Raw genomic sequence first — 17,914 nt, forward strand, 5'->3', positions numbered from 1 at the left:
AAGGCAGAGAGAGGCGGAAAGCCGACACGCAGAACGCAGTTCTGCACATAACCCTGTCCTAACTGAGCGCAAGCGGAGGCAGGGCAGGGTAAACGCGATACACTAAACTGCGGTTGAGGACCGCAACCTTGCACGTTTCGAGGTAGCGGTCTTCAACCGCGATTTTATTACACTTCACACCCACCACCGGCAGTCGTGTCACTCCCTTCGGTGGGGGTTATGTGCCCAAAGCAAGCTTTGTGCGTGTCGGCTTTCAGCCTCTAATTGTTAATATATTTTCAATGAAAAAATCAGTGAGTTCAGTGAGATCCGCGCGGGGAGTTCTATTGCTGAATAGTTAACAAAGGAAGAATACGCTCTTAAATTATGTAAAATCAAAATCTAATGTTAGTTGTCTGCTCGAAACTGTTTTCTTTTTCATTATGGGATTAGCGTTTTCGTTCTTGATAATTTCTTGCGTATAATAATTTATACCGTCTATATTGCCAGATTGGTAACAATTGAGGAGTGTAGATGCAAGAGAACTGCTGATAGCAGAAATAGTTGGAATATGAAGCTTGCGCAAATGCTGACATTGCCAACGAGCATACCCTCCATTCATCTTGTTTGTTACATTATTCAACTGAGTACGTACAAAATCAGACATCAAAAGAGCAGCAAGAAGTTGGAGCTGTTGTTTTGTTCCTCCTATAATATAGTAAATGTTGTGCAATGGGTAGTACTCGCCATCATCAACAAACACATACGAGTTTCTTGAAATGTCAGGCAAAAGAATCTTTGGCTGAGATTGCAATGATGGCGAAATCTTATCAATCGTGCCATACCATGCAGTAGGATTTTTCGATGCTTTATGTCGGCTTGACAATCGTTCGCGATGTGATTCTAAATACTTTTTTGCCTTAGGGTAAGCATCCAAAGGAATAAGTCGGCCATTAGCATCGTAAGGATTCAAAAGATATCTACCACCCCATTGCAAAGTGTCGCCTTGTAGGTCTCGGGCGTTTAGTGATGGTATTAGCAACTCGTCCTCGACTTGTCCTTTGATGTTGTTGGATATGAAGATGTTGTCGGCACCCGTCGCAACACCGATACCTATCTTGAAACCTTGCTCTTCGATTAAACTGAATGTAGAGGATTGCGCCACTGTATTGAACACACTGCTCCAATCGTTATCTTCAGGTGCTGCCAACTTACAAAATTTGAGCATGCGAAGTTCTTCTACACGCTTAGTTTCTGCAAATTTCAATTTGTCATTTCCGTTTCTGTCTTCAATTAGTGTAATAGCAGGATAGGCTAGCACTTCCTCATCGAAAGCATCTGCTCCCTCCATATTAATGATGGTAGTGAGGTTGTAATAACGTGCCACCAATTCACGGAGGTTCTTTCCGTATTGATTTTTCATCCATCGATTGGCACAAATAAAACAATGCTTACCGCCTCGATTTAGTTGTTTTAGCGAGTGCTCGAAAAACAACACATACATGTCAGTACGATAATAAAACGTAGCAAATCGACTCTTGTAAACATCAAGTTTTTTTGCGGGAATTTGCTCGTAACGGATGTATGGCGGATTGCCAATGACAATATCAACAGGTGCGTGTTCTGCAAGCAGATAATCCTCAACAATTATCTTAATGCCAGGATTCTTTATCTCTGGAAAAGCTTCCTTGATGCGTTCTGTACACCGCAACACTTTTGTTTCGTCAAGATCAGAGGCGTTGACGTTGCGGTGGTATGCTTCGTTGATGTCAAAACCAAAACGTGATGCCGACTCTGCCAAACGCGCGATGATGGAGATGATGAATTCACCCTCGCCGCATGAGGGCTCCATAATGGATGTCATCGACAAGTCTTTGTCGGCTGTATAGCCAACCATATCAAGCATATAGTCAACCACGCAGGGCTTGGTAAACACATCTCCGTGTTGACCTCCATTGCTTCGTGTGCCGTATGTTTTAGATGTTGAATTCATTTTCTAATCCTAAAAGATGACCACGGAAAGAATTGATGAAAGATTCGATGGAGATTTTGTCACAAAGGCTTTCGTAATGATTCTTGCCCGAAGTGGCAATTAAGGCTACAGCACTATATTTGTGTTCAAGTACGAGACGCTCGCAGAGGATTCTGTATCGGTCTAGATAAGAAGCTCCTTTGAACTCTGGTCGAACCTCATAGTGCGGTTCGCTCACTTTAACCATGCGCATAGAATTTTCATCCTTACCCACAACCATTATGTAGCCAAGCCATGGTGATTGCAAACAACGGAAGGAACCTTCGCGGAATGCAGTCCAAAAGTCCTCTGACGAGCCTAAAGATTCCTCGGTGCGGTTATTCAGATTGTTGCCGTAAGAGCCTACCTGTGACTTCAACTCTATGGCAGCAACAAGGTTCCCTTTGGGCGATATAATCAGTAAATCCCAATCCTTGGTAGCTCTAAAATATCCAGGGATATGATTGTTCTTCAGATAGATACATTCCTTTGGTACACCAGCGTCAACTGCTACACGAGTCAGCAGGTCAAGGAATGCGTCAAGCTGTTTGCCAGCAAGAACATTGCCTTGTTTCTTTTTAGTTTCCCAGAAGGATTTTATTGCGTGAGAAATACTCTTTGTGTAGTTCATATTAGATAAACCATAAATCCGCAACACTTTTTGTTGTTGTTTTGTGTAATATTCTGATTGATAAAAAGCTACCAAGGTTTTATCATGTCGTGGTTTTTACTTGTCTTAGTGTTGCTAAAAGAAAACAAGTAAAACATAACATGATACGGCAAAAATACAAATAAAATTTGATAAAATCAACCCTTTTGGTGGTATCTTTTTTATCATTGAGCAATTTTACTCAATGTTTTTATTGGTATTTGTCTTAACATGTGACCAGCGGTGCTAATATCACTGCACAAAATGCTATTGATACTAAAGTGTTTACCGCTGCGTTCTGCGTCGGCTTTTAGCCTTTCATTGTTAATATAATTTCAATTATAAAGATCAGTGAGATCTGCGCGGGGAGTTCCGTTGGTGTAGAGTTTGCGAGTTGTTGTAAAAATATTCAATTATTCTAATTATTTTAATTTCTTTCAGTTATTATTAAATCAGTGTTATCAGTGAGATCTGCGCGGGGATATCATCCAAAATACCATTGCTGTGTAGTTACCCTAATATTTTACCATTACTAAAAAATACTAAATATTGTGTCTATATAGGTATTGATTGTGGTATTTTTAGTATCTTCGCATATTATTGTGCCATATTAGGCACCACAAAGTAGTTAGAAATATATGAAACCCATCACAAATATATTGCTTGCAGTGGCTCTTGTGTGCTATGTGTTTCTCCCGTTCTATGACATCGCTTTGCAGGGAGGACTCAATGGCTTTGAGTTCACCGCAGGACTCATATCACGCACCGGCAGCGTGCGAGGCATCTTGTTTGCCCTGCTGCCATTCATCGCAGGATTTCTTGCCATCAGGCTTAATTGCTTCAAGAGCAAGGTGTGGAGCGCTGTGTCGATAGTGCTCATCGCGGCATGGCTGTTCTTCTTCTACACTGCTTCTAACTTCCACGAGTTCGCTCTTGCCCATCAGCCCGAAGTCACACCCACCGACGACCTGGGCGAGGGGTTTGCCATTGCCGGACTCGGCGTGGGGTTCATCAGCAGCTGCTCGGTGACTGCTGCATCGCTCATCACCGCAATCATCTCGCTCATGCCTTTCAAGTTCAATGAGGCGATAGAGCGCGCTGTGGACGACACAATCGACAAGGGAATTGAGGGCAGCCGCAAGCACATCAAGGCCCTGGGCGACGAGGTGCGCGACGAGTGGACCAAGATTGAGTCTAAAGCTAAGAAGGGCAAAACTGCAAAGGCGAAGACCCAACAAGCGCCCAAGCAAGACGACACCGTGCAACCTCCAGCATTGCCTCCCGTAGAGAAAGACAAGGAGGACGACTCGCGTTTCATGCCCGGCAACAACGATGCATAATTCACACCCCATACACACTCTCTCCGACATCGATGATGACAGGATACGGGCCTTTGCACTCGAGGTGCTGAAGCACTTGCCCTACACCCCTAACAATGACCAGATGGACTTTGTGGTGGCGCTGTCGCGCTACCTGCATTGCTCGCCCGAGCGGTCGCTCATGGTGTTGAGCGGATATGCCGGCACGGGCAAGACATCGCTCACGGGTGCCGTGGTCAAGGCCATGTCGGTGGCTGGAATCAAGTGCGTGCTGCTGGCCCCCACCGGACGTGCCGCACACGTGTTCAGCGAGTACTCGGGCCACACGGCCTACACGATACATCGCAAGATCTATCGCCAATCGGGATATGGCAGCTCGGCATTCAACCTGGCCGAGAACAAGCACACAAACACGCTGTTTATCGTTGACGAGGCCTCGATGATAGCTAACACATCGGGCGACAGCATAGCCTCATTCGGCACAGGTCGCCTGCTCGACGACTTGCTGTCCTATGTGTATAACGGGCACAACTGCCGTGTGCTGCTCATGGGCGACGATGCCCAGCTGCCTCCTGTGGGACAGGTTGACAGTCCGGCGCTCAACCTGGGTTTCCTTGAAGGCTATGGACTCACGGTTTTCCACATGCGATTGCGTGAGATAGCCCGTCAGTCGCAAGAGTCGGGCATACTGTGCAATGCCACTATTGTGCGCCAGTCGATGGACGACGTGGACGCACCGTCGCTCACCCTCGACGGTTGCAGCGACATCAAGGCGCTGTCGAGCGAATTCCTCCTTGAAACCATCAGCGACTGCTACGACCGCGACGGTATGGAGGACACCATCGTGGTGACGCGCAGCAACAAGCGCGCCATGCTCTTCAACCAGGGAATACGCAACACGATACTCTACCGCGAGGACCTGCTAGTGAGCGGCGACATGCTGCTCGTGGCACGCAACAATTATTTCTGGGCCGAGGACTATGAGCAGATAGATTTCATTGCCAATGGCGACGTGGCGCGCGTGAGGCGCGTGTGGGGCGAGATTGAACACCGCTATGGACTGCAGTTTGCAAATGTCACGCTTGAGTTCCCCGACCATGATGGCATTGAGGTAGATGCCAAAATCGTTCTCGACTGCCTGATGAACGACTCTCCGGCATTGAGCCGGGAGCAGGGCGACCGCTTGTTTAACGAGGTGATGGCCGAGTTGCCTGGCGACAAGCGCAACAAGTTCAAAGAATTGAAGAAACACCCTTATTTCAATGCCTTGCAGGTGAAGTATGCCTATGCGGTGACATGCCACAAGGCACAGGGCGGGCAGTGGAGCAATGTGTTTATCGACATGGGCGCTATCATGCCCGACGTGTGCAGCACCATCGACTACAAGCGGTGGCTCTACACCGCCATCACCCGTGCCCGCAAGCAAGTGTACCTAGTGAACTACCGCCCATCAGAGAACCCTGCACGATAACCTCACGCATATCTTTTTACCTCTCGGGGAACTCGCAGAACTCGGGGAATTTTTTCTCACGCAGATAACGCAGATTGCACAGATTTTATTCTTACTGAAAGAAATTATTCGAAATTAGAAGAAATTTTTTCCTCTCGGGGAACTCGGGGAAGTTTTTACTGAAAGAAATTAAAATAATTAAAAAAAATATATTTTCTTTTGTTCTTATGTTCTTTTGTTCTTCTGTCAAAAAATCACCCAGATGGCGCTGCGCTTGAAATTTACTGAAAATTATTCTAATTTTTGCCTCTCGGGGAACTCGCAGAACTCGGGGAATTTTTTTTCACGCAGATAACGTAGATTGCGCAGATTTTATTCTTACTGAAAGAAATTAAAATAATTTGAACAATTTTATATTCTTATTTTCTTTTGTTCTTTTGTTCTTCTGTCAAAAAATCACCCAGATGGCGCTGCGCTTGAAATTTACTGAAAATAAACTGAAAATATATAATCTGCGCAATCAGCGCAATCTGCGAGAGAAAATTTTAAGGGTGGAGAGACGGTTTCGGTGCCTGAATAGCCCTCACCATAAACAACAAATCCGACTATTGCTAGCCGGATTTGTTGTGGAGCACAGCGGACTCGAACCGCTTACCTCAACACTGCCAGTGTTGCGCTCTACCAGATGAGCTAGTGCCCCGTGCACTATGGTTTGTGCTTGCAAAATTAATACTAATTATTGGAATTGCAAGTATTATTTCCTTTTTTTCTTGCTTTTTTTCTTGTGATGTTTCTTTGAGTCGGCAGGTTGCTGCTTGCTGCTGTTGTCCTCCTTGGCCTCGGGATAGGGGAATCGCGTCACCTTGCCCATCAGGTCAATGATTTTGTTGCTGCGCTTGTTCATCCACGGCGTGGGGTGAGCGCTGTCTCTGGTGAGCGGACTGGGAAGGGTCACGGCGATGAGCGCGGCTTGCTTGGGTGTGAGCGCTGCCGGGTCGGTGCCAAACTTGGCCTTGCTCACGGCTGCCACGCCATATATTCCGTCGCCCATCTCGATGCTATTGAGATACACCTCCATGATGCGTTCCTTGCCCCACACCCACTCGATGAGCACGGTGAAATATACTTCGAGTCCTTTTCTCACCCAGCTGTGTGCCGGCCACAGGAACACATTCTTTGCCGTCTGCTGGCTGATGGTGCTGGCTCCTCGCTCGCGCTTGCCTTGCTGTGCCTCGCGCCTGGCGATGAGAATCTGGTCGATGTCAAAACCGTTGTGTTGCAGGAACAGGTTGTCCTCGCTTGCCATGACGGCCTGCGGCATGTTGTGCGACATTTCCTCCAGCGGCACCCACTTGTGCTGAATGCGCGGAGACTCGCCGCGGGAGAGCTGCTCGCCGCAGCGTATAAACATGAGCGGGGTGTAGTAAACGGGAATATACTTGAACGCAACGACCATGCCTATGGTCGAAACGAAGAAGAATATAATGATGTTACGCACCCATTTGAGTATCTTATTCATAGAATTAAATCTTTATTATCGCTTGTGCAAAAAGCGTGCCATCACTTCTTGTCTTTGAAATAGTAACGTCCTTTCTTGACCGTTGCGGTGCCATAATTGATGGCTCTGGCAGGGCATTTGTGCAGGCATCGCAGGCACATGGTGCAGTTGCCTTGCCATTGCGGTGTGCCCTGGGCGTTGAGAGTGATGTTGCGCAAGGGGCATTGCTGCGCGCACTTGCCGCAGTGGGTGCATGTGCTGGCATCGCAGCGGAAATTGCGGTCGTTCATGCCACCTGCCACAAAGAGCGGCCTGATGATGCGCGACTTGGCCCACGGCATGCTGCCACGCACCACGTCGATGACGTTGCGACGCTCGGCGATGCTTGTTGCCACTTTCTCGACGCGTGACTTGGCTGCCATGAGTTTCTGCCCCTCGGTGGCATAGTCGTCAACGTCAAATCCTGGCAAGCACACATAGGTGTTGGGCATCTGCACGGAGAATGCTGCATTGAGCTTGATGCTGCCCAGCGATTTTTGCAGTATTTCCATCGTTAGGCCAGTGTCGTCACCGCAGGTGGCTACCATGTAGCAATGCGTGCTGCAGGTGTAAGCGTCGAGTTGGAGTGCCTGGGCAAACTTGCACACCAGCGGTGGCGGTCCCCACGAGTGGACGGGAAACACGAAACCGATGCTCTCGCCGGGTTTGAGCGTGAACTTGTGTTGCTGACCCAGTGTTGCCTGGGCAATGTCAACAAGCGTGTCGTTGAGTGTCGCGGCAAGCCGCTGTGCCACCCACTGGCTGTTTCCTGTGCCTGAAAACCAGAATATCATATCTTGCGTTATTTCTTGTGGTGGATGGTGATTTGTGTGGCGCCGAAACCATATTCCTGGAAGCTGGCGTCCTGTGCCTCGCAGTGGGGGTAGTGGCGCTTGAGCTCACGCATGATGGCCTGGCGCAACACGCCCTCGCCCTTGCCGTGGATAAACACGATGCGCTGGCCCGTGTGTTTGAGATGGGCACGCATCACCTCGTGAAATTTGTCAATCTGGTAGTTGAGCATGTCGGCCTTGGTCATGCCTGCCAGGTTGTCGATGAGCTCAGCGATGTGCAGGTCCTGGATGATGGTCTCGTTGCGGTGGTTCTCGTTGGGACGCGAGATGGGCTTGCGGTTAATGCGCTCGTCGGTTTTCTTTTGCTTCATGGCTGTCTCGAGTGCACCGCTGTCGATGTGCATCTCACGCGTGGGAAGGTCGTTGCGTGTGATGTCGATGGTGAGCACCGGCGTGTCGAAGTAATCGTTGTCGCCGAAGCAGTGAAGCTTGTAGAACTTGGTGAAGTCGAGCTTGCGGTTCACAAGCGCAGGATTCTTGAGCGCGAACTCCTTGCCTTGCTTGAAGGCAATGTACTGCACCGCCACGTGGGTCATGTTGCCCAGGTCCTTGTGTCCCACCTCGTCGAGCTCAACGATGAAATTGGGCTCGGCAATGCCGTGGTAGCGCACCGTCCACTGCGTGTCGAGGTCGCTGCGGGTCATGTAGGTGAAATACAGGAAGTAGTTGCTGTCGTTGACCAGCGATGTGTAGAATGTGGTGGTGTTGAGGTGCTTGATCTCGCGCGGTTCAAAAGCGAGGATGATGTTGAGTTTCTCCCCTTCGGGAGTCTCAATCACGGGTTCGGGCGCCGGCGCCACCTCTTTGCGTTTCACTGGTTCGTCGGGTTGCACGAGTTTGCTCTTGATGTCGAGCGGACGCTCATAGGCCGATGCCTTGCTGGCAGCCTCGCCCACGATGACCACGTCCTTAGCAAGAGCGGGGCGCTCAAATCCGTCCTCGTCCTCGACATAGACGGTCTTGCCGTCGATGCGCGACACGCGCCCACCGCCCACATCATTGAGAAATCTAACTATATCGTTAACTTTTACCATAATATTTTTTTTCGAAGTTTCGATAACTCGATTAATCCTTAATCTCTAATCTCTAATCTCTAATCTCTTCCTGGAGTATAACCATTGTGCCTATTTCCTTGCCTCGGGTCTCGCGATAGACATACTTGATGCTGCGTCCTTCTTTCTTTGCTAGGTCAATAATGCCGTCGCGCAGCGCCACTTCCTTGCGGTGCTTGATCCAGTTCTTGCGCTTGGTCTGGATAAATGTGGCCAGGTCGATGGCCTCGGCGGTGACAAATGGCACTTCGATGTCGAGCTGCACCGTGGCATCGTCGGGCAGCGAAACTGCCATGAGTTTCTCGCCTCCGTCATCCCACGCGGCCCTGCGTCGTGCCAGCGATTCCTTGCCGGCCGCAACTAGCTGGGCGAGCGAGGTGGGCTGGACGGGAACCACAGGCTTTATCGACGAGGTGATGCGTCCCACTATGGTTGCAGCATCGTCCTGCTGGCCCTGGATGATGAAGTAAGTGCCCCATCCGGCATTGAATGCGATGGCGGCAAAGTGATAGATGCTGCCGTTAGCGTCTTTGTCAAAGTTCACACACTTGGCATTGTAACCGGCAAAGGTGGTGTCGGCCACGGTGCCTATGTTGATGGCGCTGTGGGTGAAGTTGTCACGCTTGTTCACAACCTGTGCGGTGAGGTAACTCGCCGGGGTGAACGGACGGTCCACATAGTCGATGCGAGCAAGGTGGGTGAGTCCCTGCGTGCCGTCGTTGCGCGACACCATCATGCGGGCACCCATGTCGCCCAGGCCGTGGTCGGGTGTCACCGTCCAGCTGTCGTCGGGAGTGTCGATGGTGAAATATCGGCATGTGTGTGTCGCTGCGGTTGCCGCAAGCGTTGTGATCAGAGCGGCTATTGCCAGTAGTGAACGTTTCATAGAGTAGTGGTTATAAGTTAGCTAGAACCTCTACATAACCACGTAGAGATTCTAGCTCGCGTTTAGTCTTGTTTTACTTGCCCAGGATGATGTTGATGAGTAAGTTGATGTCGGATATATCGACAACACCGTCGCCGTTCACGTCGGCACGACCGGCATACTTGCTGGCGTCATCATGGTTCAGGACGATGTTGATCATGATGTTTGAATCTTTCACATCAACATCTCCGTCGCCATTCACGTCGCCAGGTTTGAAGGCGGGCTTCTCGGCATAGTAAACGAAGGGAACTATTGCGCAGTAGTCGGTGCTGCGGTTAGCGCCGTCGTTGTCGAGATAGGTGGCCTTGGCGCGGGCATAGTAGGTTGTGCCGTCTGTCATGAGCTTGCTGTTGACTTTGAGAGCCGAAGCCACAGTGTTGACAACAGCGCCGTCGGTGATTGTCTGGATGAAGCGTGTGCGGCCCCATGAGGTCTCGCTGTTAGAGATCTCCACGGTGTAGCTCACTGCCTCTGGCTGGGGAACCACGCTGATGTAGTCGCTGCCATAGACGGGTGCTCCGCTAGCGGCGGGACAAGCAAATGTGGGAGCCTTCACCTGGGTGGTGAACTCGCTCACGGGTGAAACGAGTGTCTGTCCGGCAAAGGGAAGCGAAACCTGCACGAAGTACTTGGTTCCGTCATTGAGCTTGCCAGCAGGAACGGAGAGCTCGCCGCCGGCTGCCTGTGCAGTGTAAACGGGGCTTTCCATTGACTCGTTGGTAGCAAATGCCACGGTTGCCAGTGTAGTGGCATCGGGAGCGTTCCACTTCACGGTGAGGGTGGTCTCGAGGGCTTTCTGACCGTTGAAAGGCTCGGTGATCTCGAGCAGGATGGGGGTAAATGAGCGGGCCTCGCTCACGCCGTTGGCCCAGCCTTCGGCGCTAGCCTGGACGCGCCAGTAAGTGAGCTCGCCGCTCTCCAGATTCTTGATCAGAGCCGAAGAAACGCTTGTCTCTGTCACAGTGGCTGTGCCCAGGATGTTAGAGAATGCCTCGTCGCTTGCCACCTCTACGGTGTAGCTTGTTGCGCCCTCAACGGGTTGCCATGTGAAGTCGAAGGGTGCGTAAACCTGTGCGTCGCCGGCAGGCGAAACAAGCTGGGGTGCGGGCAGCGGGTCGTAGCTGTTGCCCAGGAACGCGGGCTCATACTCATTGCCCACGCGGTCGAGCACGCACACTGCATACTGGTAGTTTTCCTGATACTTTGCAGGGATGGCATACTGTGTGTCGTAACACATGCCCAGCAGGTACTCCACGTTCTTGTCGAAGTTCTCGTGAGCCATTGTCTTGGGGAATGCATAGACGGTGTAGCGCACGTTCTCGTGTCCTTGCCAGCTGATGGTTGTGCCTTCCTGTTTAAGGTCGGTCACGAGGCCAGGGTTGTTACCAGTCTTCCAAGGCATTGCGGGGGGCAAGGCGTGGAGCTTGTAGGTGGTGCGTTTGAGGAAGTTGGCAAGAGCTTCGGGAGCGCCCATTGCATAGAGGTACTTGCAAGAGTAGAATATTGAGCCGGCAGCACCGTCAAGGTTGGTGTTGCGGGTGATTTCCACCTCATTGGCAAACTCGTCGTAGAGATATTCCTGATTGTAGGAGCTGAAAGGCTGGGGGTTAGCCGTGCCCTTGCTGCTCTTGCTGAGGCTAGAAATAGAGTGCGACACATACATGTGGCGGTTGAAGGTCTTCGCCATCTTGTTCCACCACTTGGTGATGGGCTCGAAGGGGTTGCTTGAGCTCACGGTGGTCCAGTAAACCTGGGGCGACATGTAGTCCACAGTGCCGCTGCTCATCCATGCCAGAGGATCGCTGAAGATGCCGTTATACTGCCAGTCGCTGCCCTTGGGGCAAGGCTCAACGCCATATTTAGATGCCACGCTCGACGACGATGCCGCAACGCCAGCGGGCGAGATGCCGAAGCGCACCTCGGGGCGGGTTTCCTGAATCATGTCATACACGGCCTTGACCATGCGGTTCACGTTGTCGCGGCGCCAGTCGCCTATCGACATCGATGTGCCGCTCTGCTGCCACTCCTTGTAGTCGCCGGCAGTGCTGTTGCTGGGGATGCCGTTGGGGTAGAAGTAGTCGTCATAGAGCAGACCGTCCACGTCATAGTTAGAGATGATTTCCTTGCATACGGCCACAATGCGGTCGATAGTGCGCTGCTGGCCCGGGTCGAGGATTGTTGTCGAACCATCGGTGAGCAGCCAGCCGTTATTCTTGAGCTCCTGGTCCTGGGCAGTGTTCCAGTCGCTGCCGGTTGAGAAACGATAGGGGTTTACCCATGCGTGACACTCCAGACCGCGCTTGTGGCACTCCTCGACTGCATATTCCAGAGGGTCAAACGCCGGAGCTGCACCGCGCACGCCGCTGATGTAGCTTGACCAGGGTTCGTAGCTCGACTTGTAGAATGCGTCGCACATGGAGCGCACTTGCAGGTTCACTGCGTTGAAATTGTTGCGTTGCAGCGAGTCGAGCAGCACGTTAAGTTGTTGTTTCATCTTGGTGGCGTTCAGTTCGCCAGTGCCGCGCGAAGCCTCGGCGGGCCAGTCAAGACACCACACAGTTGCGACCCAAGCCGAGCGGAACTCGCTCTTGGGAGTCATGAATTGCGCTGCCTGTGCTGCTAAGTTGCTTATTGCAAGCACGATAAGCACAGTAACGAAAGAAAGGTTAATTTTTTTCATCTTTATAATAGGTTTTTTAATGGTTTGTCCCATTTATTTGTAATAAGCTTCAAAGCGAGTTCATGATGATGTCCACCTCGCGCTGCATGCGAGGGATGGGGATAATCTTGTAGCCACCGCAGTCGGGGTGCAGCACCACGAGGTTCATGCGGCTGATTTTCAAGCCGTAGTTCTTTTCCACGATGTGGCGGTAGAGGTTTTGTTGCAGGCAGTAGTGCGTGTAGGCGGTGTCGGTGAGATGTTCCAGCCCGTTGATGCCGCTCGACCAGCGGTTTTCCTCGCCGGGGTTGATCTTGTTGCTGCGCTTCCAGTCGTAGATCTCGTAGGTGCCGTCGTCGCACGAGCACAGCAGGTCGATGGTGCCGGCTACAAGCTTTTCGGGGTCATAGATGCGCCACTCGGTGCGGAACGGGGTGTAGCGCGTTTCCTGGTCAAACTTCTTGAAGAAAGACCACTCGCGTGAAATATTGACAACCTTGTCCATGCTCACGTGCTTGCCGTGGTAGGTCACGTTGCAGGTGAGCTCTGCCGGTTCTATGCCGTTGAGGTAGTTCTCAATGGTTGCGTGCATGAATGTGCCTGCTTGGCTTGCTTGGGCGCCGTTGGCTTCCCACTGCTCGCGCATCTTCTCGGCCTCGACCTCGTTGCCCCAGCACTTGCGCAGGCTCCAGTACTCGGCGTTGAATGGCTCAAAGAATTTGCCTATCACTGTGCTCACAGGCGTGAGGGCGCCCAGGCCGGTTACTGTGTAGGTGTGAGTTGATTCAACGAAACTGATGAGCTCGTCTTGCTTGAAACTTACCGATGATCCATTCAGGTTTTTTACTGCCATAACTTGTGAACTTTACGCATGATTAATTGAAACTGACTTCAAAGTTACACAATATAATTGATAAAGAGTGGCACGACAGGCATTTTTTTGCGATTTAACGCATTTTTATGTGTGAAGAGGGGCAAATATGTGGCAGTAATTGGTTAACTTTGTGCTGTAAATCGAAAATTGAATAGAAAAATGAAGAAATATCTGTATCTTGCGGTTGCGTCGATGGCGCTGGCTGGTTGCGTGGATAGCACGACTGCAAGCTCAACACAGGCTCACGACGAGGCCATTGCCCGCCAAGACGGCACCGGGGCATACCAATCCACGGGCGATGCGTCGCTGCTCGACATCACTCTGCCCGGTGACGTTGACAACCAAAAGGTGGAATATGACTACATGACGGTCTATTTCAACGCATCGCTGCGCATCCCCAACTGCGTGGCCTATGAGCTGACCAACACACAGGTGGCTATGGCCAACTCGCCCGACGCCGAGAAACGCGACGACTATGACTTCAACTGCGACAACGATGTCGATGGCTGCCCCGACTGGTGGGAATACAAGAACTCTGGCTACGACCGCGGACACATGGCTCCTGCCATGGACATGCGATGGGACAAGAAGGCGATGAAGCAGTGCTTCTACATGACCAACATGTGCCCGCAGCGCCATGACCTCAACGACGGTGAGTGGCGGCACATGGAGGAAGCTATACACAACTGGGGCGCCGAGAACGAGCGACTGGTGATTTTCACTGGCCCCATCGTGGACGACAACCCCAAGATGACCGGCAAGAACCATGATATAGCCGTGCCTGGGCAGTTCTTCAAGGTGGTATATGCCCCCGCCAGCAACAAGGCCATCGCCTTCGTGATGAGCAACCGCAAAATGGAACGCTCATGGACCAACTATGCCACCACAATCGACGAGGTGGAACGACTCACCGGCATCGATTTCCTGGCTGCCCTGCCCGACGACGTGGAGCAGACAATAGAGAGCAAGCAAAACATTAAGCAATGGCCTGAATACACCCCAAGACGATGAACTTTACCGATCCGCTGAACCAAGACACAATCTGTGCAATATCAACCCCGCAAGGCATGGGAGGCATCGCCGTGGTGCGAGTGAGCGGCGACCGTGCCATTGACATCGTGTCAACCCGCTGGCAAGGCAAGCCCCTTGACCAGTGCGATAGCCACACCGTGCACCTGGGACACATCATCGACTCGCAGGGCAACCTGCTCGACGAGGTGGTGCTCACCCTGTACCGCAACCCGCGCTCGTTTACCGGCGAGGACGTGATTGAGATAGCATGCCACGGCTCGACGTGGATACAGCAGCAACTCGTGTCCACGCTCATCGATGCCGGTTGCCGTGCTGCTGCCGGAGGCGAGTTCACACGACGCGCGTTTGCCAACGGACGGCTCGACCTGTCGCAGGCCGAAGCCGTGGCCGATGTCATCGCGTCGCAGTCGCAAGCAGCCCACCGCGTGGCAATGAACCAGATGCGTGGCAAGTTCAGCCGCGAGTTGAGTGACCTGCGCGACCGCCTCATCCACTTCGTCTCGCTCATGGAACTCGAACTCGATTTCAGCGAGGAAGACGTCACCTTTGCCGACCGCAGCTGTGTCATAGCCCTGGCTGGCGAGATCCATGCCGTCATCTCACGGCTTGCCGACTCCTATCAGGCTGGAAATGTGATAAAGAACGGCCTCCCCGTGGCTATCGTGGGGCAGACCAATGCCGGAAAATCAACCCTCCTCAACGCCCTGCTGCACGACGACCGTGCCCTGGTGAGCGACATACAAGGCACCACGCGCGACGTCATCGAGGACACTATCACCGTGGGTGGCACCATGTTCCGCTTCATCGACACTGCCGGACTGCGTGATACCGACGACACCGTCGAGAGCATGGGCATCGAGCGCTCGTGGACATCACTCGAGCGTGCACGCATCGTGCTGTGGGTCATCGACGCCACCGCAGGCGAGAGCGAGATAGCCGACCTTGCCAGCAAGATACTGCCCCGCTGCGAGGGCAAGCAACTCATCGCAGTCATCAACAAGGCCGACCTGCTTCCCACGGCACAATCCCTCCCCTCATCCCAGGATTCTGGTCAGTGTGCGGCACAACTCGGTTGTGCCGTTAAGTTGCAGCACCTCCTTCCCCAGGGCACACGCGTCATCGCCATCTCGGCCCTGCAAGAGGGCGACGTGGAACGCTTGCAGCAGCTCATCCTCGACGCGGCAGCACTGCCCGCCGTGGGCGAGGACGCAGTCATCGTGACCAACGCCCGCCACTACGAGGCCCTAGTGAGAGCAAAAGAAGCCCTCGCACGTGCTATCGACGCCCTCCACATGGGCATCAGCGGCGACCTCGTGAGCCAGGACATACGAGAAACCCTCCACTACCTAGGCGAAATCACCGGCGAAATCACAACCCAAGACGTCCTCGGTGAGATCTTTAGCCACTTTTGCATCGGTAAATAGCTTATAACTATCTACATGTCAATAGGTTACATATTTCTGTTAAGTGTTTTTAACAGTCAATAATTGTATGATTGCGTTGCTATTATTTGCTTGATAATCAATATTGTATAATTCCACATCAATAGTTCTTCTGGTAAATCTAACTCCATAAATTACACTTTCCACGTAAGAAAGTGTAACTTTTTGTTCGCCCAGCACGAACGTATTCTAACGGGTGCAAGTCCCCAAGCCGCCCTAACAGTGGGAAGGCTACAGCCGAAGGCAAGGGACAAATAATAACTTTTGACTACAAAAGAGATTGTTTCAACATTCAGATGGTTGATTCAATCTCTTTTGTAATTTCCCTATAACTGTTTTATATATGACACGAAAACAAGAAACAAAACGCACAAAAACCACCTATAACAGGACGCTAACGCATTTTTTTGAGGGTTTACCGCCCTACTATCGCTTGTTTTTCGATTTGTTTTATTAACTTTGCAACCAAAATCAGAATAAAGGTAATATGGCTTACAAAAGTACAATCATCGGCAGAAAGCATGAACAAGACATACTTTCAAAATGCATCGAATCTGATAAAGCAGAATTTATAGCTGTTTATGGACGAAGACGTATTGGAAAAACTTTCCTTGTAAAACAATTCTTTTCAGAGTCTTTCGATTTCTATGCAACAGGTGTATATAAGATTTCACGATCCGAGCAACTGAAACTTTGGCAAGAACAACTTGCTAAATATAGCGGAGTAAAAAGGACAAAGCCCAAAGATTGGTTTGAGGCTTTCAGTCAATTGCGTGAATACATTGATACTGTTTGCGAAAAGGAGAAAATAGTAATATTCATAGATGAACTTCCATGGCTTGACACCCCGAAATCTGGTTTCATACGTGCACTTGAATTGTTTTGGAATGGGTGGGCTGCAGAACGTCGTGGCTTAAAATTAGTTGTATGTGGCAGTGCAACGACATGGATGACAAACAAACTGCTTGGCGATAAGGGAGGTTTACACAACCGTGTCACCCGACCAATCCGCCTTGCACCTTTTACACTGAAAGAAACAGAGGAATACCTAAAGAGTATCAATATTGAATGGGAGCGCAAAGATGTTCTTGACACATACATGATACTCGGTGGTACACCATTTTATCTATCACTTCTTCGACCGGAGCTTACATTATGGCAAAACATCGACGATCTCTTCTTTAGTCAGGATGCTGTACTGAAAACTGAGTACAATTTCCTCTTTAATTCTCTGTTCAATGAAGCAAATTTGTATAGGCGTGTCGTTGAAGTACTAGCAACAAAACTGAAGGGAATGACAAGGTCAGAACTTATTGATCATCTAAAGGTAAAAGATAGTGGTAAGATTACGGAAGCCTTAGACAATCTAGTAAAATGCGACTTCCTTCGCCGTTATCAGGCATTCGGAAAGAAAGAGAGGGATATGTTGTATCAACTCTCAGACATGTACACGCTCTTCTACCTACGATTTGTCAAAAACTATCATGGCATGAATGAACACGCCTGGAGTAATATGGAAGAAGGTAAGCGTAATGCATGGGCAGGATATGCTTTCGAACAGGTATGCATTCTTCACATCAATCAAATAAGGACAGCGCTTGGAATATCCGGCATTGCCAGCGATGTATGCTCCTGGACTTACAGTGGCACTGAACAAAGTGCTCAGATTGACTTGATAATAGATCGTGGAGATAAAGCTATCGATTTATGCGAGATGAAATATTCTGACCACGAGTATGAGTTAAAGAAAGACTATGTAGAATGGCTGCGTGAACGTAGGGATTTATTTCGAGAAGTAACAGGAACAAAGAAAACTCTTCGCCTTACAATGATTGCCTCTTCGGGAATAAAACAGAACATGTACACTTCTTCGATTCAAGGTAAGCTATCATTAGATGATCTGCTATCATAAAATGTATAACGATTAAACTAAATCAACATGTCAGAATTTATCAGAGCCCGAACGCAAGCCTATCACCGAGTTCTACACTACTCAACTTTAGCATTTGATAATAAATATTGCTAATTTATTGTCCGGCAGGACAATACCTAAATAACCCCCACCGCCGAACGAAGTGGCGGTGGGGGAAGAAATGCAACACGCACTGCGTCCAGCAGGACGCTAATCGGA

13 protein-coding genes and 1 tRNA gene are annotated in these 17,914 nt (G+C 50.5%); 5 read left to right on the top strand and 9 right to left on the bottom strand.

Annotation, left to right across the window (positions count from 1 at the left end; genetic code table 11):
* Positions 1-364: 364 nt before the first annotated feature.
* Positions 365-1,972, bottom strand: coding sequence for an Eco57I restriction-modification methylase domain-containing protein (locus ACKI3C_RS06015; protein ID WP_407403063.1), 1,608 nt, complete (start codon positions 1,970-1,972; stop codon positions 365-367).
* A complete protein-coding gene (locus ACKI3C_RS06020) occupies positions 1,956-2,696 on the bottom strand; it encodes a PaeR7I family type II restriction endonuclease (RefSeq protein ID WP_407403065.1) in 741 nt (246 codons plus the stop codon). Before ACKI3C_RS06020 ends, ACKI3C_RS06015 begins: the two co-directional genes overlap by 17 nt.
* Before the next feature lie 581 nt (positions 2,697-3,277).
* Between ACKI3C_RS06020 and ACKI3C_RS06025 the strand changes: the two genes are divergently transcribed.
* Positions 3,278-3,979, top strand: coding sequence for a hypothetical protein (locus ACKI3C_RS06025; RefSeq protein ID WP_407403067.1), 702 nt, complete (start codon positions 3,278-3,280; stop codon positions 3,977-3,979).
* A 103-nt stretch (positions 3,980-4,082) separates the two neighbouring features.
* Complete coding sequence (locus tag ACKI3C_RS06030; protein WP_407403085.1) at positions 4,083-5,429, top strand: ATP-dependent RecD-like DNA helicase; 1,347 nt, start codon at positions 4,083-4,085, stop codon at positions 5,427-5,429.
* A gap of 606 nt (positions 5,430-6,035) precedes the next feature.
* Here the strand turns inward: ACKI3C_RS06030 and ACKI3C_RS06035 are convergent.
* The 7 genes from ACKI3C_RS06035 to ACKI3C_RS06065 form a co-directional block, all read right to left on the bottom strand.
* Positions 6,036-6,108: transfer RNA gene (locus ACKI3C_RS06035), tRNA-Ala, on the bottom strand.
* Between the two features lie 54 nt (positions 6,109-6,162).
* A complete protein-coding gene (gene mtgA / locus ACKI3C_RS06040) occupies positions 6,163-6,927 on the bottom strand; it encodes a monofunctional biosynthetic peptidoglycan transglycosylase (protein ID WP_407403069.1) in 765 nt (254 codons plus the stop codon).
* Positions 6,928-6,968: 41 nt separating this feature from the next.
* The gene (locus ACKI3C_RS06045) at positions 6,969-7,739 is read right to left on the bottom strand and encodes an EFR1 family ferrodoxin (protein ID WP_407403071.1); all 771 of its coding nucleotides are present in this window, start codon (positions 7,737-7,739) and stop codon (positions 6,969-6,971) included.
* A gap of 8 nt (positions 7,740-7,747) precedes the next feature.
* Positions 7,748-8,833: a DUF2027 domain-containing protein gene (locus ACKI3C_RS06050; protein WP_407403073.1), complete on the bottom strand. Its 1,086-nt coding sequence runs from the start codon at positions 8,831-8,833 to the stop codon at positions 7,748-7,750.
* Between the two features lie 52 nt (positions 8,834-8,885).
* The gene (locus ACKI3C_RS06055) at positions 8,886-9,737 is read right to left on the bottom strand and encodes a hypothetical protein (protein WP_407403075.1); all 852 of its coding nucleotides are present in this window, start codon (positions 9,735-9,737) and stop codon (positions 8,886-8,888) included.
* Positions 9,738-9,810: 73 nt separating this feature from the next.
* The gene (locus ACKI3C_RS06060) at positions 9,811-12,456 is read right to left on the bottom strand and encodes a family 10 glycosylhydrolase (RefSeq protein ID WP_407403077.1); all 2,646 of its coding nucleotides are present in this window, start codon (positions 12,454-12,456) and stop codon (positions 9,811-9,813) included.
* A gap of 49 nt (positions 12,457-12,505) precedes the next feature.
* On the bottom strand, positions 12,506-13,288 hold the full coding sequence (locus ACKI3C_RS06065) for a hypothetical protein (RefSeq protein WP_407403079.1): 783 nt from the start codon (positions 13,286-13,288) through the stop codon (positions 12,506-12,508).
* Positions 13,289-13,468: 180 nt separating this feature from the next.
* Here ACKI3C_RS06065 and ACKI3C_RS06070 point away from each other — a divergent pair, with 180 nt between their 5' ends.
* The 3 genes from ACKI3C_RS06070 to ACKI3C_RS06080 all read left to right on the top strand — a co-directional run bounded on the left by ACKI3C_RS06070 (position 13,469) and on the right by ACKI3C_RS06080 (position 17,695).
* Positions 13,469-14,320: a DNA/RNA non-specific endonuclease gene (locus tag ACKI3C_RS06070; RefSeq protein WP_407403081.1), complete on the top strand. Its 852-nt coding sequence runs from the start codon at positions 13,469-13,471 to the stop codon at positions 14,318-14,320.
* Positions 14,321-14,334: 14 nt separating this feature from the next.
* The gene (mnmE, locus tag ACKI3C_RS06075) at positions 14,335-15,765 is read left to right on the top strand and encodes a tRNA uridine-5-carboxymethylaminomethyl(34) synthesis GTPase MnmE (protein WP_407403087.1); all 1,431 of its coding nucleotides are present in this window, start codon (positions 14,335-14,337) and stop codon (positions 15,763-15,765) included.
* Positions 15,766-16,270: 505 nt separating this feature from the next.
* Positions 16,271-17,695, top strand: coding sequence for an AAA family ATPase (locus ACKI3C_RS06080; RefSeq protein WP_407403083.1), 1,425 nt, complete (start codon positions 16,271-16,273; stop codon positions 17,693-17,695).
* Positions 17,696-17,914: the final 219 nt, after the last annotated feature.

It is taken from the genome of Sodaliphilus sp., assembly GCF_045598405.1.
Taxonomy (GTDB): domain Bacteria; phylum Bacteroidota; class Bacteroidia; order Bacteroidales; family Muribaculaceae; genus Sodaliphilus; species Sodaliphilus limicaballi.